Genomic DNA, 25953 nt, shown 5'->3' on the forward strand with positions numbered 1-25953 from the left:
GCAGATGATGTGTGGATGAAGACTTCGGAGAAACCCCGAAAAGCCCAGCCGACCCGGGCGTCTTTCCCCTTGGAGGACAGGCGTTGGCAGAGCCGGTCCATTACGGCGGGGATCATCGGGACGATTCTTTTCCATCTCCTCTTTGTCTTCAGTATTCCCCGCAGTGTCCTCCGGATCGAGGATGGGGATCGGGCGGATCGATTCCAGGAATTCGATATCGAGATCATCAGCGATCCTGAGGAGCCGGAGCCGCAGTACGTGGAGACCAATCCCCTGGCTCCGGAGAACGAGCCCGATGAAACGGCGAATTTCTCGGCACGGAACCAGCAGGCGGCCAATGAAGAATTGCCGGACGAAATAAGCCCCGACCGGACTCCGGCTACCGAGGGGGAGGAATTCCCCACGGAAAAGATCGTCAGCGGTGATCTCAATCCGCCGGTTCCGACCTTTGCTCCCCCCGAGCCCCAACAGGATCCTTCCGATCTATCGGTGCCCATGACCGTTCCCAGCAACCCGGAGCGGATTGATCCGCTCCCGGGTTTTGAAGATGACGTTATTGTTTCGGAGGAAGGCACGGGGATGACCGAAGCCGAAGAAGTGCCCAATCCCGTATTTGCCGACGAACCGGTCGAAGGGATTGAAGCCGACACCAATGAAGTCCGGCCGTTTTCGCCGCCCGCAACGGTGGCGACTCCGCGGCCGACTCCACAGCCACGACCGCGATTGCCCCGGTCTCCGCCGGGTCCGGTGCGCGACCAGCGGGCTGGGGTTTCCCAGACCGGCTCGGTTGGCTATGACGCCAAGTTCAGCCAGTTTGGCGACTATATGGAACGGGTGGTGGAAGTGGTTACGCAGCGCTGGCACGCCATGGCGGCGGCTCGCTCCTACCGCGAGACATCTTCGACCGTGATGCTCGAATTCAAATTGCGGTCGGATGGCTCCATTGCCGACCTCGACACCGTGGCGACCAACTCGAAGGCACTCGGTATTCTCCTCTGCCGTTCCGCCATCGAGCAGGGCGCGCCCTATGGGCCCTGGCCGGAGGACATGCGGCAGGTTCTCGGTGACGAACAGACGATCACCTTCACCTTTCATTACTGGTGATGGATCAGCCGGGTCTCAACTCGTCCGGCTGGCCGTTGGGCAGGGGGGTCAGGTTGGTCAAGCAGGATACGAATGGTCTCTGCGCGTTTGAGAAACCCGCCGGGATTCTCTCGCATCCCAATAAGCCGACCGATCGGAGCCGATCGCTGATGGTGGCGGATTTCGACTCGACCGAAGAGGCCTTTCTCGTTCGTGCCAAGGGAGCAATCCAGAAGGTCTGGCTGCTCAACCGTTTGGACTCGGCCACATCGGGGTTGATTCTCCTCGCGACGGATCCCGATTTGGCGGAAGTCATTCAGGGCTGCTTTCGCGACCGGAAGGTGCACAAGGTCTATCAGGCCCTGGTCTTCGGACATATGCGGACGGCCCGGGACCATTGGGTGGACCGCATGAACGTGACCGCGAACAAGGGATCGGTCAGGGCAGGGGAGGCCGGGCACCTTAAGGCTGAAACGGACGTCCGCCGTCTTCGTCTTCTGCCGGGGCCTCCCGCCCTGAGCCTGCTCGAATTGACCCCCCATACCGGGCGGACCCACCAATTGCGCTTCCAATGCGGCAAGCGTCGGCTCCCCATCGTCGGTGACCAGACCTACGGCAATTTCCAGTGGAACCGCGATTTCGCCAGGCGAACCGGCAGCAAGCGCCTCTTCCTCCATTCCAGCGCGGTCCGGGTCGATTACGAGTACAACGGACGGGGCCAGGCCTTCGAGGCATCCTCACCGCTTCCGTCGGACTTCGAACGCTTCAGCAAACAGGGTCAGGATTGAAAGGTTCCAGGATAAGCGGGATCTTCGAGGTTTCCGTTCCTGGTCCGGGTGCTGTTGATATCCATCCCATTCTTATTCGCCCTCAGTGCCTCTGTGAGAATCACTGTCTGTCTGGTTTTTTTCTCACGGAGACGCAAAGGCACGGAGTTGATCATGGATCTTGCACCACCTGGTCCGGGCGCTGTTGATTTCCATCCCATTCTCATTCGCCCTCAGTGCCTCTGTGCCTCTGTGAGAATCTCTCTCTGTCGGATTCATTTCTCACGGAGACGCAAAGGCACGGAGTTGATCATGGATCTTGCACCACCTGGTCCGGGCGCTGTTGATTTCCATCCCATTCTCATTCGCCCTCAGTGCCTCCGTGCCTCTGTGAGAATCTCTCTCTGTCGGATTCTTTTCTCACGGAGACGCAAAGGCACGGAGCGGATCATCGAGGTATCCGTTCCTCCGTGAGAGTTTCTCTTCCTTTCGAGCACCTATTATTCCCTGCTGTTGCGACAATTTCGCTTTGTCTCCAGGCTTCTCGTTCATGTCATTCTGGTCCTCACTGTCGGCGCGGTTCTATGATGCGACCATGCGGGGTCTGGAGCGGTCTTGTCTTGCCCAGTGGCGGCCGGAGTTGATCGGGGACCTGCGAGGAGAGGTACTGGAGATCGGCAGCGGGACGGGGGCCAATCTGGCTTACTATTCCGATAAGGTATCACGTCTTGTCCTGGCGGAACCGGATCGCTTCATGCGCAAGCAGCTTCTCCGGAAGGTGGATCGTCTGGGGCGCGGATCGTTTTCGGTCGTGGATTGCGTTGCAGAATCGATGCCGTTTGAAACCGGGACGTTTGATGTGGTGGTTGCGACGCTGGTGCTTTGTTCGGTCCGCTCGCAGAAGGCGGCGCTGGCTGAGATCCGGCGATTGCTCAAGCCGGGCGGATCGCTGGTCTTTCTGGAACATGTGACGGCTGGTGAGCCTCATCGATTGGCTCGATGGCAGCGATGGATTCAGCCCGTCTGGGTTCAGGTCTGTGGCAACTGCCATCTGACCCGCGACACAGAGAAAGCGATTCTGGACTCGGGCTTCGAATTCGTTCAGATTGATCGCGGCCGACTGCGGGGTGCGCCGGCCATCGTGTCACCGATGATCAAGGGTAAAGCGAGGAGAGGATCATGAGGAATTCGAGAGAATCGAGAGGGGAACGGTCCGAAGAGAAGCGGGGAAACACTCTTGCCATGGCGATCGCGGTCGGCTCCGGGCTGGGTGTGGTGCTGGGCGCGGTCTTGGGTTCAGCGATGGGCAATCCCGCCCTCGGAGTTGCCCTGGGTATTCCGATCGGACTGGGCCTGGGCGTGGCGGCCGGGTCGCTCTGGGGTGCTCGAAAGTGACCTCGATTGCGTATGACGAAGATTGACCTGAAGAAGGAGTTGAAGGCCTTTTATTCGGCTTCCGCTAGGGAGCCTGCGGTTGTCGAGGTGCCGACCTTCAATTTCCTGATGGTGGACGGCGCGGGAGACCCGAATTCCTCCGGATCCTTTGCCGAGGCCGTGGAGGCCTTGTACTCCGTTTCCTACGCGCTAAAGTTCAGGCAGAAGAAAGGTCCCCGACAGATCGACTATGGGGTCATGCCTCTGGAGGGGCTCTGGTGGTCCGAGGACATGTCTGACTTTGTGACCGGAAACAAGGATGGCTGGCTCTGGACGTTGATGCTCATGCAGCCGTCCTTTATCGACGCTGCGGAAATCGATGAAGCGATCGCGATGGTTCGGGCAAAGAAGAAGCTGCCGGGGGTCGAGCGCCTCCGGTTTGGAGCTTTCACGGAGGGCCGGTGTGCCCAGATTTTGCATATCGGTCCGTTCGCCGAGGAAGGACCCACCGTCGAGCGGTTGCATGCGTTCATCGATTGTCAATCCGGGCGGCGCGGCAGGCACCACGAGATCTACCTGAGTGACACCCGCAAGGCGGCGCCGGAGAAATGGAAGACCATTCTCCGGCAACCGATGCTGTAGGCAACCAATCCGGGTCAGGACTGAATCGTCTTGAGCCGAGTCCTCGTCGATGAACTGGGATTTCTCTCACGTGTGCTTGTCTGGTGTAGCCGCCCCAGTCACCCGGGGCGTTCCGATCGAGACTCGCGGCAAGAGACTCCCGCGGCTACGACCCATCACATGTCCCGATTCTTCCTGATCCAGACTCCTGTCTGCCCGGTTTCCTAGAAACTCTCTTCGGCCAGTTTTACCACGCCGACGGTCAGCAGGAGATTGGCGAAGCGGCGCTGTTCGCCGGTGGCGATGACCAGTGAGGTGTTGGACGACTTGATTTTGTCGTAAAAGGCCCAGCGTTCCATTTCCGCCCAGGCCACGTCCTGGCCGAGCATCCGGCGGTAGTCATCATGGATGTCCGGATGAAAATCTCCGGGCGGACTCATGACGGTGGCGTCCTGGACGGGAATGGCGGTCAGGAGCACCTCGAGGACTTCAAGGCAACTGACCAGGCCCGGCCGGAGGTTGAGGTGCACTTTCTTTGAAAGGGGGTTGGTGCCGGTCGAGACCGGGTAGTTCCCGTCCGCGATGAGGACCTGGGAAAAGTGACCGGAGCTGGCCAGGGCTTGCAGGATTTCCGGGTGAATCAGTTGTCCTTTAATCATGTTGGTGTGCGGGATTCGGATATTCGCATGGGCCGCTCAATGGCAAACGGCATCCTCGGATTGGAACCTTGTCGCCTTGACCGTCGGCGTCAATGAGGTGAATCTGCGAAACCACACTCAAGGCTTGACGCAGTAGACGCCTGACGCGCTGGGAATTGCGGGTTTGCCCCAAGACCAATAGATGAAACCTCCACTTCAGATCGGGACCCTTCTGTTTCCGGGTTTTGAGCTCCTCGATGTTTTCGGGCCGCTTGAGATGTTCGGGCTCCTCGGGGATCGGGTTCAGCTCTCGATGCTGGCCGAAAAGGTCGGAGAGGTGAGTAGTGCGCAGGGACCTCGATCGGTGGTGGATGCGACCCTGGCGGATGCAGCCGATCTCGACGTCCTCCTGATTCCGGGCGGTCGGGGCACCCGGGTATTGGTGGAGAAACCCGGTTTCCTGGAGCAACTCCGCCAACGGAGCTGTCGCTCCCGCTATTCGGCGAGTGTCTGTACTGGCAGTGCCCTGTTGGCTCGGGCCGGACTGCTCGATGGCAAACGGGCGACCACCAACAAACTGTCGTTTGACTGGGTGCGGACCCAGGGGCCGGGTGTCACCTGGGTTCGGCAGGCCCGCTGGGTGGAGGACGGGTCCTTCTTCACTTCGTCCGGAGTTTCCGCCGGTATGGACATGACGCTCGGATTGATCAGCCATCTGTTCGACCGATCCGTCAGTCTCGAGGTGGCTCGCCACGCCGAGTATATCTGGAACGAGGACCCTTCCGCCGATCCGTTTGCAGGCGGATGACGGCGTCTGGCTGCGTGTCCTTTATTCGATCGCGATCAGCTCGACTTCAAACAGCAGGGTGGCCCGGGGAGGGATGGTCGGTCGACGGCCCCGGTCACCGTAGGCGAGGGAATAGGGGATGATGAGGAGCCGTTTCTCTCCCGGAAGCATGGACGCGAAGCCGAGATCCCAGCCCTTGATCACCTGGCCGACGCCGAGGCGGAATTTCAATGGCTGGCCTCGCTCCACGGAACTGTCGAACGGTGTGCCATCCCAGAGGGTTCCGCTGTAGTGAACAGTCAGGAAGGAGCCGGTCTTCGGAGGCTCACCCTCGCCGGGACGCAGGACAATATAGTGGAGATTGCTGTTGGCGATGGTCTGTGAGTCGGGAAAGCGCGCGGCTATCCGGGCGGCCTCAGCCAGGCCGCTGGGCATCGAGTTCTCCATGGACGGATCGGAATCGGCGGCTTCGGCCCGGTGCATGGCCAGACGCGTACATTGGCCGGCGGTGACAAGGGTGACGAGGACCGCCCCGGCGATCAGGGCGGGGAAAGCAGGTCTGATGATGGACATGATTGACATTGAAATACGCTGAAAGTTTATGCATCAGGCAACAGCTATGCGCGGTCAACCCTTAAGAGGCTGTCTCAGAAGTGCTGAATCAGTCGCTGGGATTGATTTGGGCCGTTGGGCAAGGCGGGGACGAGGTGCCCGGGCCCGTAGACCCTGGTCCTCGTTTCCAACGCCAGCCACGGTCCAAACGACACCTTTCATCACTCATGAGACATCCTCCAATGCCATCCGGATCCCATGATGGCGAGGATTCGGTGCATTTCCGCCGGCATCCACGGGCGCGCTATTATCGATTGAAGATCGAGATGGATGGGACGGCGGTGGTGACGATTCCACGGGGAGGCAGTCGGGCCGAGGCGTCGCGTTTTCTGGAAAAGCACCGGGAATGGGTCGATCTCGAGCGAGCGCGGCGGCGGGCAGAAATCAGTCAGCAGAAATGGACCCCCGGTTCCCGGGTGCTTTATCGGGGAGACTGGGTGGTATTGAGCCTCGATCGGGATTTCGGGAGACCGTTCGTCCAGTTTGGTGATCAGCGGTTTGCGGTGGCCGACCCGGACATGGATCTGCGCCGGCCGGTTTGCGCCCATCTGAGGGGACTCGCGGCGGAGGAATTGCCCGAACGACTCAAAGCGATTGCGGCGACTATGGGAATCGTTCCGAAGCGCACCGTTGTCCGGGATCAGGCGACCCGATGGGGATCGTGCTCGGTCACGGGAACGATCTCATTGAATTGGCGTCTCATCCAGACGCCCCCGGAAGTGTCGGACTACGTGATCGTGCACGAATTGACCCATCGGATCGAACTCAATCATTCGAGGCGATTCTGGAGCCGGGTGGAGGCGGTTTGCCCCGGATTTGAAATCCATGAAGCGTGGCTGAAGGAGAACGCCCGAATCCTCGGGTTGTAGCGAGAGTGGGGGCGGGGAAGAGGACAGTGCGCCTTATCGGCAGGGGTCCCCTTCTCTCAAAATCGCTCTCCCCGCAGGGCCCACCTTCGAAGAGGGATGAGAAGGACGATCGAGGTCACGATCAGCGCTGACGAGATCAGGGCGGTCGAGAATGGGGAGAGCGCCACAATGGTGGCGAATCCGATGAAGGGTGCGGCCGCCCCCCGGATGCCCGTGGCAAAGGTGTGGACGCTCATGTACTCGGCCGTTTTTCCCTCCGGGGCGAACTTCGTCACCCAGAGGCTCCACGCGATATTGGCGCCCGCCACGGCGAAGCCAAAGAGAGCACCGGCCAGGTAGAGCATCCAGATGGAGTGAGTGCTGAAGAAGAGGAGAATCGCGGCCAGGGCGGTGGCATTGAGGGCCATCCGGATGAAGAAAAAGTCATACCGATCGAAGAGGTGACCCCAGAAATGAGTGCTGAAGACACGGACGAGGGAGGGGATGACAGCGGTGGCCATTGCGATCTGGGCATTGGTGGCATTGATTCCGTAGGCGGAATTGGCCATGTATTCGATTCGCAGGGGCAGGATGATGAGGTTGCCCAGTCCCATCAGCATCCACACGACCAGCATCGCTCCAAAAACGTGGTCCTGCCAGGCGAAACGGAGGCTGACCAGGGGATTGCGGCCACCGGTCGGGCTGATCGGGCTCGAGGGAATCCCGCGGACGGCCAGGCCGGCCAGCACGGCTGCGAGAGCGGCAAAGCCGAAGAGCCAGCGGTAGTACTGCAGGTTGGTATCGAGGATGGCGCCGCCGACCAGCGAGAATACGGTGGAAGCCACCACGGAGAGGACGATGCTGGTCGAGAGAAGTCGTCCGCGGCGGCTGTGCACGTAGTTCTCGGTATAGATATGGACCATCAGGGGCATCTGCTGGGCCAGGACCATGGCCGTGGCGGCCGTCCCGATGAAGAACAGGATGGGGGACGGAGTCAGGACCGCGAGGGCGAGGGCGGCCGCGGCAAGGCCGTAGTTGCGCGCCACCGTGGTGCCGGCCGGCCATCCCATCCGGCCGAACCAGAAGAGAGTGAGCGGCGTCAGGAGAAGGCCGAAGGGATGGGCGGCGACAAGCAGGCTCTTGACCGTGCCGGGGGCGTGGAACTCGCGGATGATGACGAGCAGTCCGAAGACCTGAAGGCATGTCTCCAGAACGCCATTACAGGCTCCCCGGATGCGGTCGCGGTTGTAGGTCCTGGTTGCCCGGTCCAGATTCTGACCCGGTGGACCGCCGGTCGGAGTCATCGTTCAGGACCTGCTCCAGTCGAGCATCCGCTTGATGGGCTCGTAGGCGGCCTGCCGGATATCCTCGGGCAGGGTGATTTCGGGGGCACGGTGGAGGAGGGCATCCCGCACCTTCTCGATCGTGTTCATTTTCATGTAGCGGCAGTCGTTGCAGGCGCAGTGGTCGGTCGGCCCCGCGATGAAGGTCTTGCCGGGGATTTCCCGCCGCAACCGGTTGAGCATGCCGGACTCCGTCACCACGATGATCTCCCTGGACGGCGATTCGCGGCAGTAGCGGATCATCAATTCGGTGCTGCAGACTTCATCCGCCATTTCGCGAACGGTCTCAGTGCATTCGGGGTGGGCGACAACGGGGGCGCCGGGAAACTGCAGGCGGATGCGCTCGAGCGCACGGACGGTGAAGAGGACATGGGCGTAGCAGCTGCCCGGCCAGAGCCGCATCCGGCGGCCCGATTTCTTGGCCACCCATTGCCCGAGGTTCTGATCGGGGACAAAGAGGATCTCGCGATCGGCCGGCACCTTGCCCACGATCTTCATGGCGTTGCCGCTGGTGCAGATGACATCGCTGAGGGCTTTGACCCCGGCCGAGCAGTTGATATAGGCGACCACGTAGACCTCGGGGTGCGCCTGCTTGTAGGCGGCGAGTTGATCGGCCGGGCAGGAGTCGGATAGCGAGCAGCCGGCGGCAAGTTCGGGCAGGAGGACGGTCTTGCCCGGATTGACGATCTTGGCGGTCTCGGCCATGAAATGAACGCCGCAGAAGAGAATGGTGTCGGCCGGGGTCTCGGCCGCCTGGTAGGACAGGCCGAGTGAGTCACCCACAAAGTCGGCGATCCGCTGGATCTCGTCGACCTGGTAATTGTGGGCGAGAATGACCGCGTTCTGTTCCTTCTTCAGGCGCAGGATCTCCTCCTGGATGGCGGTCAGGGGCTCCTCGCCGGTTCGGGACTCGAGGACGAACGGTTGGAGTGGCAGGGTGTCGGTCATCTCGGTTCAGTGGTTGACGGGCGTCACCTCCCCACGCTCAGCCCTTATGGCGCAGTGCCTTGATCAGTTTCTTGAAATCGGGGTGATCACGCAGACCCTCAAGATCCGGGTCCTGGTGCATCCATTCGAGGTCCGAGTAGCCCAGGGCGATTGATTTCCGCAAGGTCCTGAGTGCTTCGGGATGGCGTTTCTTCAGAGCAAGACTGCAGGCGAGGTTGTAATGCGCGGTCGGGTTCTCCGGTTGAAGCCGGACGAGGCGCCGATCCATCCGCAGGCCGTCGTCGACCCTTCCCTGTTTGGTGTAGAGGCCGCCGAGCAACTCGATGACCCCTGAATCCTTGGGATTACGGCGCAGGATGCCTTCAAAGAACTCAACTTCAAAACTGTCGTTGTCGCTCACGGTGCTGGAAATGGCTGAGGGAAAAAGGGTCAGGAATCTGTCTCAGTTGCGATGCGGACATTTCCCGGTCTCGCGGAAGGCGTCGCATTGGGCATGGACCTGCAACCGATGGGCGACGGGGGTCAGCCCGAGCTTTGAGGAAACCGTATTGCGGTACCATTCCATGAAAGGGGCGCTGATCTCGAAGATGCGGTCGCAGTCCAGGCAGATGACCTGGGCCTGCTGGGTTTCGTTGTCCGGGTTGGCGGCGTAGAATTTCAGATTCTTGCCGATGTCGATTTCCCGGAGAAGGCCGCTCTCGGTCATGATCGGGAGGGTCCGGTAAACGGTTGCGCGGGAGACGGATTCATCGATGGCGCGGGCCCGGTCGAGAAGCTCTTCCGCGGTGTAATGATCATTGCCCGCGCCGGCGAAGGCCGCGTCGAATATGGCCAGACGCTGCCCGGTGACCCTGAGACTGCGATCGGCAAGGAAGGACTTGAACTTCTCCCGACAGGCTTCGATGCTCACCGAACCAATGTCAGCCTTCACTTTAGCCCTGTCAATCTGGAAGGCGGACGCCGGTGGGGTCCGATTCGAGGCATCCCTTTGTGGAGAATGACCTGTTCGGAGTGAAGGGCTTATGAAAGCAGCGGATGAGGGGAGGGTGGTGGCGGTCTGGCCGCTGGCCGGTTTCGACCGGGTTCTCCATTATCGACTGCCGCCGCATTTGTCCGGAAGCATCCAGGTGGGCGCCCTGGTCCGGATTCCGATTCTCCGTCGTCACCATATCGGGGTGGTTCATGAGTTGGATTCCATTCCTGACGTCGCCCTGGCGAAATTGAAGCTGATCTCGGAGGTGGTCTATCCGATGCCCGTGCTGACTCCCGATCTGATCGAGCTGACCTCCTGGATGGGGCGTTATTATGGGGCGTCGCGGGAGGCGATCATCGAGGCAATGATCCCAAAGGCGGTCCGGATGGGGCACGGAGTCCAGACTGAGTCGTATCTCTCCTTGGCCGGGGGCCTGGATGGCGAGGCCCTGGAGGCGCTCAAGCGCCGGTCGCCCAAGCAGTATGAACTCTGCCGGTTCCTCAAGGGCCAGCTTCATCCAGTCAAGCGTTCGGTCATCGTCCGGCGTCTCGGGGTATCGACCGCCATTTGCCGGGCGGCCGTGGCGAAAGGGTTGGTCATCGAGGACACTCGGGTCGAGGCGAGGCACGCCTATGATGATGGGTTCGGCGACGTCGAGATCGTGGGCAACCAGACGCTTGTCCTCAACGATGAGCAGGCGGCGGCCGCCGCGACGGTCAGCGGGGATCTGAAGAGCGGGAAGTTCGTGGTCGAGCTTCTCCAGGGGGTTACCGGCTCGGGCAAGACCGAAGTCTACCTCCAGGCCATGGACGAGGTTCTTTCGGCGGGTGGCGGGGTCATCGTGCTGGTGCCCGAGATTGCCCTGACCCCCCAGACGGTGGGACGGCTTCGAGCCCGCCTCGAGCGGGATGGTCGCACCCGGGCGGTGGTCTGGCACAGTTCCCTGAGCGACGGCCAGCGCCTCGATGCCTGGCTGGCCATTGCCCGAGGCGATTCCCGGGTGGTGGTGGGCGCCCGCTCGGCGGTCTTCGCCCCGGTGCCCAACCTGCGTCTCATCGTGGTCGACGAGGAGCACGAGCCGGCCTACAAGCAGGACGAGACGCCGCGATACAACGGGCGGGATGTCGCGGTCTACCGGGCGATGCTCAACCAGGCGGTCTGCCTCCTCGGCTCGGCCACTCCGTCGCTAGAATCCTTCCTCAATGCCGATGCCGGCAAATACAAACGGCTTCGGTTGAACAAGCGGATCGATGACCGGAAACTTCCCTTTATCCATATTGTGGATATGCGGACCGAGATGATGAAAAAGCGGGGAGCGGTTTCGCTTTCCGACTTTCTGGCGGAAAAACTGAGGGGACGTTTCGCCGCCCGCGAACAGAGCATTCTCTTCCTCAACCGCCGGGGCTATTCCTCGAGCATGGTCTGCCGGGAGTGCGGCTATGTGGCGGAATGCACCCACTGCAGCGTCGCGCAGACCTATCACCGCACGGATGAGACCCTCAAGTGCCATCTCTGCGGGGAGACGATGGATGCGCCCCTGCGCTGTCCGCAGTGCCGTTCCGAACAGATCCGCTGGAAGGGGCTGGGCACGCAGCGGGTTGAGGAAGTGGTCAGACGTATCCTGCCCAGCGCCCGGGTCGTGCGGATGGACGCCGACGCCATGAGCCGGAAGAATCTCTTCCGCGAGATCCTCAGCGAGTTTCGCCTTGGCCGGATCGATGTGCTGGTGGGCACCCAGATGATTGCGAAGGGGCTGGATTTTCCGAATGTCACCCTCGTCGGGTTGGTCGATGCGGATCTCTCGCTGCATATCCCGGATTTCCGGGCGCATGAGCGGACCTTTCAGCTGCTGGTCCAGGTGGCGGGACGGGCCGGGCGGGGCGACGTGGCTGGAGAGGTGGTCGTGCAGACCTTCACGCCGCACGCCATGCCGATCCAGTTTTCACGTCAGGCCGATGTCGATGCCTTCCTTGGGGAGGAGGCCAAGGCCCGCGAGCGGTTCCGCTATCCGCCCTACCGGCACCTCGTGCAGCATCTCTTCCGTGGACGCAATGCCGACAAGGTGGCTTTTGTCGCGGAGCAGTGGGCGAAGCAGCTGACCGCCCGGATCTCCAGCGAGGTGGAACTGAGGGGACCCGCTCCCTGTGCCACCGAGAAGATCAAGGACCATTACCGTTTCCAGATCTGGTATTTCACCCAGAAAGTGACGGCTCTCGTCCGGGAGATCCGCCTGCTCGAGTCGACCTTTCCGATGCCTGACGATGTCATCATGGTCATCGACGTGGATCCGATGCACCTGGTCTGAAGCGGTTTCGCCGGTTCGGGCGAAAACGGGAAGCATTCTTTCCGGCATTTTGAATTCGCGCTCCCGGAACTTCGGGGATTCGCTGGAGGACTGCATGGGTGAGCCCGCAAACCAGATGATCGATGTCATCCTGCCTCTTGAGCAATCGGAGGACCGGGAAGCCTGGCGGCGGGCGGTGGCGGCGCGCCTGCGGGTGGAGGAGGCAAGGATCACCGGCCTGGATTTGCGCAAGCATTCCATCGATGCACGGCGTCGTCAGATCAAGGTCCAACTCCGCTTCGAGGTCGGACTGGATGGGGCGATGCCGGTCCTGGAGAAGCCGGAGGCGTTTTACCCCGAATTGAAGTCCGGGGCACCGCGGATTGTCATCGTGGGCAGCGGCCCCGGGGGGTTGTTTGCTGCATTGCGCTGCATCGAGCTGGGCTTGTGCCCGATTGTTCTCGAACGGGGAAAGGATGTCTCTGCCCGGCGTTATGACCTGGCGCCGATTTTCCGGAAGGGCGAGATCATCGAGGATTCCAACTACTGCTTCGGTGAGGGCGGAGCGGGCACCTTTTCGGACGGCAAGCTTTATACCCGGGCGACCAAGCGCGGGCCGGTCGCGACGGTTTATCGGACTCTCGTGGCCCACGGGGCTCCCGATCGCATTCTGGTCGATTCGCACCCGCATATCGGCTCGAATCTCCTGCCCAACGTGGTGCGGGCCATGCGCGAGAGCATCCGGAAGGCCGGGGGCGAGGTGCATTTCGGAAGCCGGGTGGTGGACCTGGTCTGCAAAGACGGATGTATCCATGGGGTGGTCACCAGAGACGGAGAGCTTTTTGAGGGAAAGGCCGTCATTCTGGCGACGGGCCATTCTGCCCGGGACATTTACCGCATCCTTCGGGAAAAGGGGATCCGACTTGAGGCCAAGGCGTTCGCTGTGGGAGTGCGGATCGAGCATCCGCAGGCGCTGGTGGACAGTCTGCAGTATCATTTCCCGAGGGAGAGCCCACGCCCGCGCCAACTCCCGGCCGCAAGCTATCAATTGGCGACCAAGATCGATGGGCGAGGGGTCCACTCCTTCTGCATGTGTCCGGGTGGATTCATTGTCCCGTCGGCGACGGAGAACGACGAGGTGGTGGTGAATGGGATGAGTCTCTCGCGTCGCGATTCTCCCTTTGCGAACAGCGGCCTCGTCGTCGGGGTGGAGCCGGAAGACCTTTCAGAATTTGCGGCGGAGCATGGTGTGCTCAAAGGGCTGGCTTTCCAGCGCGTCCTTGAGACGGCGGCCAAGGTGGCGGGAGGAGAGGGTCAGCGGGCTCCCGGTCAGCGGGTCACGGACTTCCTGGCTGGTCGGCTTTCCGCCGATCTTCCCGGAACCAGCTACCGGCCCGGCCTGGCCTCCGCCCGGCTCGACGCCCTTCTCCCGCCCTGGGTGGTCAGGCGGATGAAGCAGGGGCTTTCCCGGTTCGGGCGGATGATGCGCGGCTATGTCACCGAGGAGGCGGTCCTCGTCGGTTTCGAGACCCGGACGAGTTCGCCGGTGCGGATTCCGCGCGACCCGGAAAAGCTGCAGCATCCCGAAGTGGCCGGCCTGATTCCCTGCGGGGAGGGGGCCGGATATGCCGGAGGTATCGTGAGTGCGGCCCTGGATGGCCTTCGCTGCGCGGAGGCCGCTGCCGCATGCGTGAACCGATCGACATGAAACCATTCGTGACCCTGGCTGAAGCCCGAACCCCGGAGGGGCGCAACCTGAAGCTCCATGAGCACGACGGTGATTACTTCATTCTGCTCAACGGCCAACAGTTGATGAATTCCCGGGCGAGCACCTCGGAGCGCGAACTGGCGAGGCTGGCCTGTGCCCATCTGACCGGAAGGGAACGGCCCCGCATTCTTATCGGCGGTCTCGGCCTGGGCTTCACCCTGAAAGGGGTCCTCGATCTGGTCGGCCCGGGAGCGGTTGTCCAGATTGCGGAACTGATACCGGAAATCGTGTCGTGGAATCGTGAATACTTGATGCGGTTGAATGGCGGGCTGCTTGAGGATGGTCGGGTCAAGATCATCGTGGGTGACATCTACGATGTAATCGGTCGGTCGGGAAAGGACCCGTATGATGCCATTTTGCTGGACGTGGACAACGGACCAGTAGCCTTTGTCCTCCAGGAGAACCGGCGGATCTACCAGACCAATGGTGTCGCCCGGATCGTCAGGGCATTGAAACCGGAAGGCTGCGTGGCTGTCTGGTCGGCCGGAAAGGACCGGTCGTTTGCGGACCGCCTCTTCAAAGCCGGGCTGAAGGTCGACGTGGTCGGGGTGAAGGCCTACCCGAACGCCCCGCGGGATGCCCACGTCGTATTTCTTGGGCGCAAGCGGTCAGGCGGCTGACGCTGGTTGGGCGGGAACCCTGGCCACGAGCCGTTCGCCGAGGCGGTGTGCCTTGGCAACGATGTTGGCAGGCAGCTCGTGCCGGCGCTTCATGGCGGCCAGGCCCACGTTGATCTCCCCGATCGGGTGGGCGCCGAGAAGCTCCACTGTCTGGCGCAACAGTTTCAACATGCTGCCGGACCAGCGTTGAAGAATGGCGGGAGCAGCTGACGAAGCGACGATGACCGCCGGCTTGTCCGTGTCCGGGGAACGCATCTTCGGAACCTTCATGCCCCAGGGCCAGTAAGCCAGGCACATCAGGCGCTCGATAAAACGTTTGGTCACGGCTGTGACGGTGCCGAAATTCATGGGAGAGCCGAGGACAATGGCGTCCGCCTTCCTGATGTCACGGATCAGGCGCTCCATATCGTCTTGGTGGATGCACTCACCCGGTTCCGTGCCTTCCAGCTGGCTGCAGGTCCGGCAATTCGTGCAGAACTCGATATGCTGGTCGATGAGGTAGATTTTCCGGGTTGAGGCACCCTTCCGGCGGGCGGCCTGCAGAACTTCGTCCACCACCGAGTCGATGGTCCCTCCCTTGCGGTAACTCCCCACAATCCCAAGGACCGTCACATCACGTTTCATGGTGAACCGATGATGACGTGTGTCTTGGAGCCCGTCAATGAAGCTGTTCGCGAATCGTCCCGACTTCTGTCGGATCCTTGCCGGGTCTCGGTGGCCGGGCCGGGTCGCGGTGGCCGACCAGGGACCTTCGGCCCTGGCGATTTTGTGACAGAAGACGAAATCCGCTTCACGTCAGCTCGGTCAGGAGACGAACCTACCTGGAGAAGACCTGATCCTCGGCGATGAGTCCGATTTTCCCCTTCACCCCGCCGGCACGGAGAGTTTCGAGGGCCTTCGGCAGATCGTGAATCGGAAAGGTGGCGGCGATCGGGGCGTTCAGTTTTCCTTCTTCAAACATCTGTGCGACGGCTTGAAGAGTCGAGGTTCGGGGTTTGACGATACAGACCGCACATTTTCGGGCGGAGAGGAGTGTTCGAAGCATTCCGCCAATCAAGGAGGGGCTGGGCAGGAGGGTGATGTAGACGCCCTTCGGCTTCATGATACCCGCGCAGGCAGCGAAGGAGGTGGTGGCAGCCGCGTCGAAGACAATGTCGAATTTGTCGAAGAGCCTGCCGAGATTGGTTTCCCGATAGTCAAGCACGTGCTGGGCGCCAAGGGATCGAACGTAGTCGATATTGGATACGCTGCAGGTGCCCCACACGGTCGCACCCATGCTTCGGGCGATCTGAACGGCAAAGCTGCCAACTCCCCCGGAGGCCCCATTGATGAGGACGCTCTGTCCCCGCTGGATGCCACCAAACCCGACGAGGGATTGAAGAGCGGTGCTGGCCACCGTGGCGGCCGAGGCAGCGGCAACATGCCCCAGCATTGTCGGCTTGCGGGCGATGGTTTCCGTTCTGACGGCAACCGATTGAGCGAAACTTCCCTCTCGGGTCGAGGTCGTGTAGGGTAGGAATCCAAAGACCTCATCGCCCGGGTGGAAAGCCGGGACGTTTTCGCCTCTTTTCTCGACGATCCCACTGAAATCATACCCAAGGCGGATAGGAGACTTTCCGGAGTGAAGGAATTTGCCGCCTTTCTTTCCGGAAATGACTTTCAGATCGGCCGGATTGACGGCTGCGGCTTTCACCCGCACCACGACCTCTCCTGGACCGACGGCCGGTTCGGGCAGGTCGATGTACTCAATGTCGCCGATTTCTCCTCTTTTTCTGATGACCCATGCTTTCATTGCCTTGATTGGTTCAAATCGCTGACTGACGCGCTTTGCCGGCGGAAAGGAGGAAGAATACCACCGGAACCCCGGGGTCGCAACTCCGGGGCACGATCCAGGCAGTGAGGTCGGGTCTTCTGCATACGGTTTGAGCGACCCTTCAGTCTGCGTTCGCGAGACTGCGGGGAAAGCCCGCGGACCTGTCGAAATCGATATCGATAACCCGGTTTTCCTTGATGGAACGGTCGGCACAGAAACCGATGAGGTGGCCGGCAATCGAGTCCTCCAGATTGGTGGTCGAGATCGACGGCTCCTTTCCGTCGAGAAAGTCGAGGAAATCGCCGACCAGTCGCTCGTCTCCACCCCCGTGACCTCCCTGGGCTCCCGTGGTGTCGCCAGTCAGGTTCAAATCGACGACCCGTTCCGAGAATTCCCTGCCCGGTCGATTGTCGATATGCCGGACCACGTAGGTGGCGTCCTCCATGCAGCCCTGGATCTCGCCGTGGGTGCCGATAAGGTGAAGGGAACGCGACGGCTTGGCGGATCCACCGATCATGTTGAGCGTGGCGGTGGCGCCGTCGGCGAATTCGATCAGCACGGACTGGTGGTCGACCACGTTCATGTCGGTCTTCCAGACGCAGCGGCCGTAGGGGCTGGTCTTGAGTGATTCGGTCATATCCTCGAGGGTGGGTTCGGCGAGGTTTTCGAGCCCGCTCCACGCATACATGGCCCAGCGCTTTGGATGATCGAGGTGGAGTTTCCGGGCGGAGTAGCGGCAATCGGCCTCGATGGGGCAGTCGACCAGGCAGCGGGTCCCGGCTCCATCCGGTGCTTTTGATGGATCGAACTGCTGGTTATTGCCGAAACTGGAAACGCGACGGGGCGGGATACCGCTCTTCATCCAGGTGATCAGGTCGAGATCGTGACAGGATTTCGACATCAGCATGGTGGATCCGCAAACGTCGCTGCGGTTCCACTTCCCCCGGATGAAGCCCACGGCCATATGGTGGTAGGAGACATGCTCGACCGCATTGATATTGATGATTTCGCCGATGGTGCCGCTGAGGACCTCGCGGCGGATGGCGGTGTAAAACGGAGTGTGGCGAAGAACGTGGCAGATGACGACCTTGCGGTCGGCGGCTCGGGTGACTGCGACGAGTTCCTTCATTTCCGATTCATTGGTCGCAAAGGGCTTTTCGAGGAGAAGGTGGTAACCCCGGCGAAGCAGCGGAAGTGAGGTCGGCACATGGTGGTGATCCATGGTACCGTTGATCGCAAAATCGGCGAACTTCGGGACGGCGGCCAATTCATCGGCGGAACGGAAGACCCGGGCCCGTTCAATCCCGAACTCACGGACCGCCCGTTCTCGGCGAAGCGGCGTCGGATCGGCCACGCCGACCACCTCCATTCGATCCGGATGGTCGCGGGAATAGGCGGCGTAGGCCATGGCACGGTGCCCGGCACCGACGATAACGCAGGTGTGTTTCATGAGGTCGGGCCCGATCGGTCCAGATCGGTGGCCAGTTGCGTGAGTTCACTCACAAGAAGATCATGGAGACAGCGGTGGGGCAGGTCGCCCTTCATCAGCGGGACAAACTCGGCCGAATAACCCTGTCGCTCGAACACGGTCGGGTCCGGCGCGTATCCCTCGGCTCCATTGACGAGACTCAGGACAAGAGTGGGGCTCTCCCCGAGGTTGGCCAAGACGGTATTCTTTGTTTCCTGGAAGACTTCGAAGGGCGCTCCGAGAATGCGGATTGGGCCGATGCGGATTCCCTGGATTTCGGACGGTGGATTGAGCTCTTCGCCCCGCGCCATCCGATCACGGACGATTCGAAGTCCCGCCAGTCGGACCATGTCCATCCCGGTTCGGCGGAGGACATCATCACCGGCGAGGGGATCGTCGGTCAGACCGGGCTGGTGGAGCCGGTTCTCCAGCTCCCGAATCCGATCGTCCACGTCCGTTTCAGACCAGGCAACCCGGGGGAAGCGGGGGAATCGGCTGGTTGTGGCAAGAGATGTGTCGGGAATCGGGTGTCCGTTTTCGATACCGTGGCGGATGGAGTCGGCGAATCGCTCGCTGATGACCTGGAGGGCCCGCAGGCTTTCATCGGCGGGCCGGTGGGAGATGGATGGGTTGACGTCGCCGAGAGCGCCGGGGAGGAAGAGACCGACAGAGCCGGGAAAGCTCGATTCCGCGCTCATCGTGCCGAGGCTGACAAAGTCGCCGTGGATCTGGGTGTTGCGTTCACAGCAGACCACGGGGTGACAGCCAAATGAACTGATGAACCCGACAAGCCCGCCTTTGTGGCGGAAAGAGATAACGGCGCAGGTCGTGTCCGTTCTTTCCGGTTTGGCCGGTCGCCACCCAGGATCGAGGAAATGATCGACCGGCAGGTGCCGCTCGTAGGCGGCATCGTAGTCGCGATTGATGGCGATACCTTCGCAGGCGGGTTCGGCGAATGAGACGGTTACCTCAATCAGTGATGCAATGGCCTGTTCAGCTGCTGCGGCCGACCGCATGGACAGGGTCTCCAGATAGAGGTCGTCCGGCCGGCCCCATCCGATATGGCCAACGGTGGATGGTCCGCTATGGGTGTGGGTGCAGACGACCATGATGGATTCCGGCGGCCAACCGGTCCGCTCCTGGATGGACTTCCGAATCTGCTGGATCAACCGGCCGGTTAGTCCGCAGAGATCGAGACTCAGGATGAGGGCACGATCGTTTCCTGACTTGAAGGCAGCGGCCCGGGCCTTGAGTGGGGCGAGAACCGAGGTCGACTGCCGATTCAGATACGGCCCGAATCCGGCGAGATCCACCCCGACCCGGGGCGTGATGTCGGAGACGCCAAAACCGGCAAGAAAAGCCGGTTTCGCGCCCGGCGGAGATGAAGGATGGGATCCGGCTTCTCGCTTAGGCGCCGGGACATGGATGGGAGATGGGGATGGCATCGGGCGGGGAGGGGAGTAGGAGATTTGAACTGCAAAGGAACGAGGGTAACGAAGGAGGGAGGATTGGCTTGGACTCCCCCTGTAGGAGTGGCTCTACGCCTCGATATCTCGATTCGGTTCCGGCGATCGAGGCATAAAGCCTCTCCTACAGGTGTGTTGATCAACAAGCCCGGGTTCTCGGGTTCAGTTCGTATCCAAATTTCAACAAACCGTAGTCTGCTACGTTTTATTTGAGTGTATTCATGAATTCAATATACTTTCCATCCGCCATCCGCCATCCGCCATCCGCCGTCCGCCATCCGCCTAGGCCTGGACCTTTTCCCATGCGCGCAGGGTATTGATGTGGCTTTCCACCTTGAGAACGATCTCGGCGGCGCGTTGCATCGATCTCGGATCGGGGCGGACGAAGTTGAAACCCATCTCGACCGAGCTCGCGATCTTCTTTCTGCAGTTGGGGATTGCGGTCTTGGCGTAGTCAACGCCGTTTTGCTTGAGGGCGTCCATCCAAAGGATGCGGGGACCCTTGTAGTCTTTCCAATGGAGTCGGTGCCAGTCCGGTATGGGTGCGGGAACGTAGGCGAAGACCGGGAGTCCTTCGGCATTGAGCGCGCGCAGGAAGGTCAGGCGGGAGATGCCGGCGGCCTTCGCGTTGAAGTTCATGGTGAGGAGGTGGAAGGAAGGGCAGGCTGTCCGGGCGTATTTCGGAATCGATAGGAATTTCGCGTCGGCCAACCCGGCGCGCAGGCTTTCCACATTCTGGCGACGTCCGTCGATTTCCCGGTCGAGTTTCTTCAGCTGCTCGGTCAGGAGGACGGCGTTGATCGGGTTGAGACGGTAGGTGTAGACCAGCGAGTCGACATAGGGCCGCCAGCGGTCTGGGAAGCCTTTGTCGGGTGACCGTCCCATGTGCTGGGAGAGGAGGGCGGCCTTCCAATAGACATCCTCATCCCGGGTGACGAGATAGCCGGCTTCGGTGGTGGCGAGCAGCTTGCCGCCCATGCAGGAGAACCCGGCGGCGTGGCCGAAGCCGCCGACTTTCTTGCCACCGAGGGTCGCCCCGTGGGCCTGGCTGCCGTCCTCGATCACTGCGAGCCCATGTTTCGCCGCGATCTTCAAGATGCGCGGCATGGGTGCCGGCTGCCCGAAGATGTGGACGGCGAGGATGGCGCGGGTCTTTTTCGTGATGAGGGCTTCGATCGTAGCCGGGTCGATCAATCCTGTCTTTGGATCGACATCGGCGAAGATCGGGATGGCGCCCTGGTGGAGGATGCAGGAAATGGAGGCACCCCACGAATAGGGAGTGGTGATGACTTCGTCGCCGGGTCCGATTTCGAGCCCGGCCAGGGCCATCTGAAGGGCTCCGTGCCCGGAGCTTGTGCCGAGGCAGTGGAGGCCTCCGTGGTAGCGGCTGATGGCGTCCTCGGCTTCCCGGATGATGGGATCATGTTTGCCGAGCCCGACGGTGTGGCCGGTATCGAGCAGGTCCAGCACCCGGCGCTTGGCCCGGGCGGAGAACTGGGGGAAAAGCGGGGCCTTGACTTTGCCGACGGGATTGCCGCCAAGGAGGGCGAGTTTGGATTCGGTGGGGGTGCGGGACTTCGACTTTGAGGGCATGACGAAATCGTATTCCGCACTTCGGCTTGAAGACAATGAGCAATCAGCGGGAAAGGTTCAAAGGCGGTCCTGGTCGTATCGCAGACGGAAGTCATTAGAAGTGGGGGCGCATAATCCGACTGTCAGATTCGGAAAGCTAATAGTGGTCGCCCTGATTCCGTTGTAGGGCAATTAGTTGTTGTTGATGTGACGAAAACTGTCACTAATCTCGCCCCAGTCTTCACTTCCCCGAGAAGACTCCCTACCTGGCTGATTCGCCTGCGTCTCCGTCCAGCTGGTGCGTTTCATCGCGGCCAGTATCCGAACACAGATGACATCAAAATCAGCCACCTGCCTGATCGCCCTCCTGGCGATTCTGCTTTTGCCTGCTGACATCTTCTCAGCCGGTGATTACGCCGGCGATTGGAGGCCCCGCCTCCAGAGCCGGGCGGGCATCGATGTCGACACGGCCACCGGGGCCTTCATCGAGGAGATCAATCTCGTCAGTCTGCAAGGGGAGCGCGAACTCAGTCTGGGTCTGACCTACAACTCGAGCCTGGCCTCAAGCAGAAGAGGTGCCGTGGGATATGGCTGGACGCACCCGTATGAAGCGAAAATCGCCTTTCTCGGAGGTCAACTTACGGCCTTTCTGAATAACAATCAGTTGGCTTTCTATCCGAACAACGATCGGCCCTCGTGGTATTCGTCTGATGCTTTCGAGCCGAGTACGTTCGTGCTGGTGCAGCAACCAGATTATTTCGGCAGGAATTGGTTTCTGCGCCAGCATGGCAGTGGAACGGCCTACCATTTCACAGAATCCGGGAGATTGACGCGGATCACCGACAGTCACCTCAGAGAACTGACCGTGACCCGGTATCTGGATGGGTCGGTGGGCACGGTTTTGGAGCCGGTGACCCATCAGAAGATCGACCTTTACTACCGCAATATGAGCGCGAGTCGCTATCAGCACTACCCGCTGCTGAGCGTGGTCTCGTACGCTGATCTCTTTCGATTCCTGAAATACGACGAACACGCCCGCCTAAGTCGTATCTATGATCCAACCCGATTCTTTTCGGCGGTTTATGGTTCAGATGGTGGATTGGTGGACCCTGGAGAGGATGGTGCCTTCTACGACCTGAAGGTCACCCGCACCGACACGGGGCGCCTGGTTCGGGTAGTTGCGTTTATCGACGGCGAAAATCCGGAGAACCTTGTTGTGGCCGTGATCACACCAGGCGGGAAAAGAATTCCCGTGAATTACCGGTTCAACGGGGAAAACAGTTCTCGGAGTTTCCTGGTCATGTTGCTCCTTGATGACTATCTGGATGAGTCACCCGAAGGGACGTGGCGTCTCCATGTGGTCAACCAGTCAGAAAATCAGAGCTACCGAATTTCGGGTTTTGGGATCTCCCTCTCATACGATGCGGCGAACTGGACCGAGTATGACTACGTTCCCTGGCCTTCCAAGCGGATTGCCCGGGCAACCGACAGCGAGGGGAAACAGATCTATGCGAATCTGTATGACGCCAAAGGACGCGTGGAGCGCCAGTTCGGCGCGGCCGGCAGTCCATCGGTCTGGCAGTTCTCGTATGATGGTCCGAAGACAACTGTCGAGTCGGGTTCCCCGGCTCCGGGCCGGGGAAAATCCGCCGTGGAGTTCGTTCACGACGATTTGTTCAACCTGCTGTCCGTCAAAGACGAGATCGGGAACAAGACAGTCTTCACCTACCTGCCCGGGACCCGGAGCCGTACGTCGATCCTCGACCCGGAAGGGAATCTGACTCGTTTCGAGTATGCTTACTTCGATAAAGAGAGACTGACAGCGATTATCGAACCAAACGGCAGCACCACCCAATTCGAAACCTTTAATGGTTCTGATGTGGATTCGTATCGTTTGATATCCGTCAAGGACCAGCTGGGCCGTGAAACAAAGTTTGTCTCTTCGGCGGCGAAACTGGTGAATGTGACCAGCCCCAACGGGCAACGCCAATATAGAGAATACTCGGAAAAGGGTCAGTTGATAAAGGTGACGAATAAAGGGCTGCGTGCTTCAACCACCCAAGGCACCCTGGCTGTTCCGACGGACGTCGGGAATCAGGATTCCATCAGTTTCGAATATGATGCAAATGGTCGACTCAAGTCGGTCGTCCCTGATCATAATCGGGAGGAGACCGAATCGATCGAATACGACGGTGCCGGTCGACTGAAGACCCTGTCTGACGGCGCCTTCAACGCGTTTTCTTTCGATTACGATGCTCTTGGGAATATCGTCAAGCTGCAGAACGACCAGGGGGAGGCGATTCTGAAGACCTATGATTATCGCAACGAACTGGTGCGGGAAATGGACCCGATGGGCAAGGCCACTCTGTACGACTACAATGGTGATGGTAACCTGACCTCGATCACCAACGCACTCGGAGAGGTCACCACCTTCGGGTATGACCGTGACGGGCGCCTCGCCACGATCACCGACACAGCTGGCAATACAGCGGCCCGCTATACCTACGATCTGGCGGGCCGGGTGCAAACGGAGGTGGCCGACGGTGATCGATTCAACTACCGCTACGACAGGAACGGGAACACGGTTGAGGTTACAGACAGCTACGGGAGCACTCTCTCGGAGACAATCTACAATGAGCTCAATCTGCCGGTCTCAGTAATAGATGCCCGGGGCAAGGTCACCAATTACGAGTATGATGTTCTCGGGCAGGTGATCTCGCGAACTGACCCGAGCGGGGCCAAGACGTCATTTCGCTATGATGCCATGAACCGGATCGACCGGGTGACCGACGCGAACGGGAGATCCTTCACCCGGGTCTACGAATCCGACGACGTGGTGAAAGAGGTCATCGATGCGGACGGCAAGAAGACCTTATTCACCTACACGCCCAAGAACGAGCTGGCGACCATCACCACGCCCAAGGGCCAGGTCACCACCTTTGAGTACACGGGCAACGGCTTCGTCAACCGCTACGTCACTCCTTCGGGAAAGGTGCAGGAATACACCTACGACAAGGCCAATCGCCTCACCCGAACCTATCACGCGAAGTCGTCCCATCCCGACTACCTCTACGAATACGACAAGAACGGCAACCGGACGAAGGTCAGCACTCGGGCAGGTGCAACGGGGACTCCGGAGGTCAAGATTGTCCAGGCCTACGATGCCCTCAATCGGACCACGTCGGTCGAGGACGCCGAAGGCAAGACGGTCAGTTACGCCTACGACCCGGCTGGTCAGGTGGCCCAGGTGACCTATCCCGATTTGAAGGCTGTGGAGTACACCTATGATGAGGCGGGGCGGGTTGTGGCGCTCAGGGATTGGGCCGGCCGGGTGACACGTTACACTTGGGGTCCGGGCGGACAGATTGAGGCGATTGCCTTTCCGAACGGCACGTCTCGATCGATGCAATACAACGACCAGAGGATACTGCTGAAGCGCTCCGACTTTGATGCCCGGGGGGCGGTCATTGTGAGCTACGAATACTCGTATTCTGAAGACGGACGAATTTCCGCTGAGTTGGTCGCCGGTACATATCCAACGGCCTATTCACCGACTGAAACCACCTATACCTACGGTGAAGACAATGAGCTGACCGGCGACCAGTTCGCCTTCGACGCCGATGGCAACCTGACCCGCGGTCCGATCAACGGTCAGACGAATCTGCTGAACTGGAACGCACGCAACAATATGATCCAGGTGGGCGATCTCATCTTCCACTACGATGTCGAGGACCGCCTGGTCGGATGGACCAAGGGCGGGGAGACGGTCAAGCTGACCGTGGTGGACGCGGCCGAGGGGGCGAGGGTTCTGGTCGCGGCGAGTTCGACCGGATCTGTGACCCGCTATGTTTACGGGGTGGGACTCGTCTACGAGGAGACCGACGGAGTGATCAAGGTCCATCACTACGATGCGCGTGGAAGCACCACGGCCTTGTCCGGTGCGGACGGAACAGTCTCGGGCCGGATAAGCTACAGCCCGTTTGGATCGGTCATCGGAAGCGTCGACGATACGGATACGCTCTTCAAATACGGTGGTCTGTTCGGCGTGATGACGGTCCCGAATGGTCTGAATCATATGCGCTACCGGTGGTATTCGCCGGAGATGCGACGTTTTATTTCCATGGACTCGGTTCTGGGCGATATCGAACTGCCGGGCAGCCTGAATCGCTATGTCTACGCCGGGAACGACCCGATCAATTTCAATGACCCGCAGGGTGAGTTCTTGAACGGACTCACCGCGTTGGTTGGAGCGGGTATCGGGGCTGTGGTGGGGGCAACCATCGAAGTGGTCGGCTCAGCCATTGCCAACAAACCTATCGAGTGGAACAGGGTTGCTTCGGCCGCCATCGGCGGGGCGGTTACGGGCGGAATTATCGGGGCTCTTCCGGTTGCCGGCGCCTTGGGGTCAGGTGTCGGCTATTTTGCCAGTCGAGCGGCGGCTTCGGCAACGGGTAGCGTCGTTGAGGACGCTGCCTATTCGTTGTTGTCCGGCAAGGAATTTGATGTTGGGGACGTCGCATTCAATGCCGGTGTCAGTGCCGGTGTCTCCGTTGGCCTGGGGTTGGGTGGCAAGTACATCCCAACCACGGGTGCCTACAAGGCTGTGGCCAGCGGAGCCCGAAGGATTGGAAATGCGATTCGCCCCAATACCACTCGCAGCTCGATTGCCAAAGTGGCTGGTTTGGGCTCGGCTGATTCCGCTCTCAAAGCAGCGCTGAAAAGAGAAGCAAAGCGGGGGTTGAAACGCTCGGTAACCGGCGGTACCGGATTCGCCTGGGATGTCAGCTATGGGGACCGCTCAACGCCTCCCGGTAAGGCCGGAACCGTCATCAGGGGCGCGACCGGAGCGCCTACAAGCGCGATCGGGAAAGGCGGTGAATACCTGCACTACCAGCGCTTTCTCGAGGCGCTGACGGCCGCGGATCGTCCGTTGCCCGATCCAATCGAGAACCTTTCCACGTTTTAGCC

General features: G+C 60.6%; 22 protein-coding genes. 11 read left to right on the forward strand and 11 right to left on the reverse strand.

From position 1 onward, the window contains the following. Positions 1–15: 15 nt before the first annotated feature. The 5 genes from R3F07_17750 (at position 16) to R3F07_17770 (ending at position 3866) form a co-directional block, all read left to right on the forward strand. A complete protein-coding gene (locus R3F07_17750) occupies positions 16–1104 on the forward strand; it encodes a hypothetical protein (protein ID MEZ5278231.1) in 1089 nt (362 codons plus the stop codon). Next, positions 1104–1871 (forward strand): pseudouridine synthase, encoded by a 768-nt coding sequence (locus R3F07_17755; GenBank protein MEZ5278232.1) that lies wholly within the window; start codon positions 1104–1106, stop codon positions 1869–1871. Before R3F07_17750 ends, R3F07_17755 begins: the two co-directional genes overlap by 1 nt. A 529-nt stretch (positions 1872–2400) precedes the next feature. Beyond that, the gene (locus tag R3F07_17760) at positions 2401–3033 is read left to right on the forward strand and encodes a class I SAM-dependent methyltransferase (GenBank protein MEZ5278233.1); all 633 of its coding nucleotides are present in this window, start codon (positions 2401–2403) and stop codon (positions 3031–3033) included. Beyond that, positions 3030–3245, forward strand: a complete 216-nt coding sequence (locus R3F07_17765) for a hypothetical protein (protein ID MEZ5278234.1) — start codon at positions 3030–3032, stop codon at positions 3243–3245. The genes R3F07_17760 and R3F07_17765 overlap by 4 nt, the downstream gene beginning before the upstream one ends. 12 nt (positions 3246–3257) lie before the next feature. Then, positions 3258–3866: a GyrI-like domain-containing protein gene (locus R3F07_17770; protein ID MEZ5278235.1), complete on the forward strand. Its 609-nt coding sequence runs from the start codon at positions 3258–3260 to the stop codon at positions 3864–3866. A 203-nt stretch (positions 3867–4069) separates the two neighbouring features. Here the strand turns inward: R3F07_17770 and R3F07_17775 are convergent, their stop codons facing one another. Further along, complete coding sequence (locus R3F07_17775; protein ID MEZ5278236.1) at positions 4070–4504, reverse strand: RbsD/FucU family protein; 435 nt, start codon at positions 4502–4504, stop codon at positions 4070–4072. 181 nt (positions 4505–4685) lie between these two features. Between R3F07_17775 and R3F07_17780 the strand changes: the two genes are divergently transcribed. Further along, entirely contained in the window at positions 4686–5291 is a 606-nt protein-coding gene (locus tag R3F07_17780; protein ID MEZ5278237.1) for a DJ-1/PfpI family protein, read from the forward strand. A 21-nt stretch (positions 5292–5312) separates the two neighbouring features. On the opposite strand, the gene R3F07_17785 is transcribed toward R3F07_17780, so the two are convergent. Then, positions 5313–5843, reverse strand: coding sequence for an FKBP-type peptidyl-prolyl cis-trans isomerase (locus tag R3F07_17785; protein MEZ5278238.1), 531 nt, complete (start codon positions 5841–5843; stop codon positions 5313–5315). Between the two features lie 221 nt (positions 5844–6064). Here R3F07_17785 and R3F07_17790 point away from each other — a divergent pair, with 221 nt between their 5' ends. After that, complete coding sequence (locus R3F07_17790; GenBank protein ID MEZ5278239.1) at positions 6065–6751, forward strand: SprT family zinc-dependent metalloprotease; 687 nt, start codon at positions 6065–6067, stop codon at positions 6749–6751. Positions 6752–6807: 56 nt separating this feature from the next. Here the strand turns inward: R3F07_17790 and R3F07_17795 are convergent, their stop codons facing one another. From R3F07_17795 to R3F07_17810, 4 genes are read right to left on the reverse strand one after another with little or no spacing between them, the layout of a single operon-like run. Continuing rightward, on the reverse strand, positions 6808–8034 hold the full coding sequence (locus R3F07_17795; protein MEZ5278240.1) for an MFS transporter: 1227 nt from the start codon (positions 8032–8034) through the stop codon (positions 6808–6810). A gap of 3 nt (positions 8035–8037) precedes the next feature. Then, a complete protein-coding gene (gene nadA / locus R3F07_17800; GenBank protein MEZ5278241.1) occupies positions 8038–9021 on the reverse strand; it encodes a quinolinate synthase NadA in 984 nt (327 codons plus the stop codon). Between the two features lie 37 nt (positions 9022–9058). Continuing rightward, positions 9059–9421 (reverse strand): hypothetical protein, encoded by a 363-nt coding sequence (locus tag R3F07_17805; GenBank protein ID MEZ5278242.1) that lies wholly within the window; start codon positions 9419–9421, stop codon positions 9059–9061. 42 nt (positions 9422–9463) lie between these two features. Further along, positions 9464–9931 (reverse strand): Fur family transcriptional regulator, encoded by a 468-nt coding sequence (locus R3F07_17810; protein MEZ5278243.1) that lies wholly within the window; start codon positions 9929–9931, stop codon positions 9464–9466. A gap of 112 nt (positions 9932–10043) precedes the next feature. On the opposite strand from R3F07_17810, the gene priA reads away from it, so the two are divergent. The 3 genes from priA (at position 10044) to R3F07_17825 (ending at position 14666) form a co-directional block, all read left to right on the forward strand. Next, complete coding sequence (priA, locus tag R3F07_17815) at positions 10044–12299, forward strand: primosomal protein N' (GenBank protein ID MEZ5278244.1); 2256 nt, start codon at positions 10044–10046, stop codon at positions 12297–12299. Between the two features lie 94 nt (positions 12300–12393). Next, positions 12394–13986, forward strand: a complete 1593-nt coding sequence (locus R3F07_17820; protein MEZ5278245.1) for a hypothetical protein — start codon at positions 12394–12396, stop codon at positions 13984–13986. Continuing rightward, on the forward strand, positions 13983–14666 hold the full coding sequence (locus R3F07_17825) for a hypothetical protein (protein MEZ5278246.1): 684 nt from the start codon (positions 13983–13985) through the stop codon (positions 14664–14666). Before R3F07_17820 ends, R3F07_17825 begins: the two co-directional genes overlap by 4 nt. On the opposite strand, the gene R3F07_17830 is transcribed toward R3F07_17825, so the two are convergent. The 5 genes from R3F07_17830 to R3F07_17850 all read right to left on the reverse strand — a co-directional run bounded on the left by R3F07_17830 (position 14655) and on the right by R3F07_17850 (position 21006). After that, positions 14655–15290, reverse strand: a complete 636-nt coding sequence (locus R3F07_17830) for a flavodoxin family protein (GenBank protein MEZ5278247.1) — start codon at positions 15288–15290, stop codon at positions 14655–14657. The genes R3F07_17825 and R3F07_17830 overlap by 12 nt on opposite strands. Before the next feature lie 193 nt (positions 15291–15483). Continuing rightward, positions 15484–16458 (reverse strand): NAD(P)-dependent alcohol dehydrogenase, encoded by a 975-nt coding sequence (locus tag R3F07_17835; GenBank protein ID MEZ5278248.1) that lies wholly within the window; start codon positions 16456–16458, stop codon positions 15484–15486. A gap of 142 nt (positions 16459–16600) precedes the next feature. Then, positions 16601–17929, reverse strand: a complete 1329-nt coding sequence (locus R3F07_17840) for a Gfo/Idh/MocA family oxidoreductase (GenBank protein ID MEZ5278249.1) — start codon at positions 17927–17929, stop codon at positions 16601–16603. Next, positions 17926–19392, reverse strand: coding sequence for a neutral/alkaline non-lysosomal ceramidase N-terminal domain-containing protein (locus R3F07_17845; protein MEZ5278250.1), 1467 nt, complete (start codon positions 19390–19392; stop codon positions 17926–17928). Before R3F07_17845 ends, R3F07_17840 begins: the two co-directional genes overlap by 4 nt. 303 nt (positions 19393–19695) lie before the next feature. Beyond that, positions 19696–21006, reverse strand: a complete 1311-nt coding sequence (locus R3F07_17850) for a DegT/DnrJ/EryC1/StrS family aminotransferase (protein MEZ5278251.1) — start codon at positions 21004–21006, stop codon at positions 19696–19698. 310 nt (positions 21007–21316) lie between these two features. On the opposite strand from R3F07_17850, the gene R3F07_17855 reads away from it, so the two are divergent. After that, the gene (locus R3F07_17855) at positions 21317–25951 is read left to right on the forward strand and encodes an RHS repeat-associated core domain-containing protein (protein MEZ5278252.1); all 4635 of its coding nucleotides are present in this window, start codon (positions 21317–21319) and stop codon (positions 25949–25951) included. The last annotated feature ends 2 nt before the right edge of the window (positions 25952–25953 follow it).

It is taken from the genome of Opitutaceae bacterium, from assembly GCA_041395105.1.
In the GTDB taxonomy this organism is placed as follows: Bacteria; Verrucomicrobiota; Verrucomicrobiia; order Opitutales; family Opitutaceae; genus B12-G4.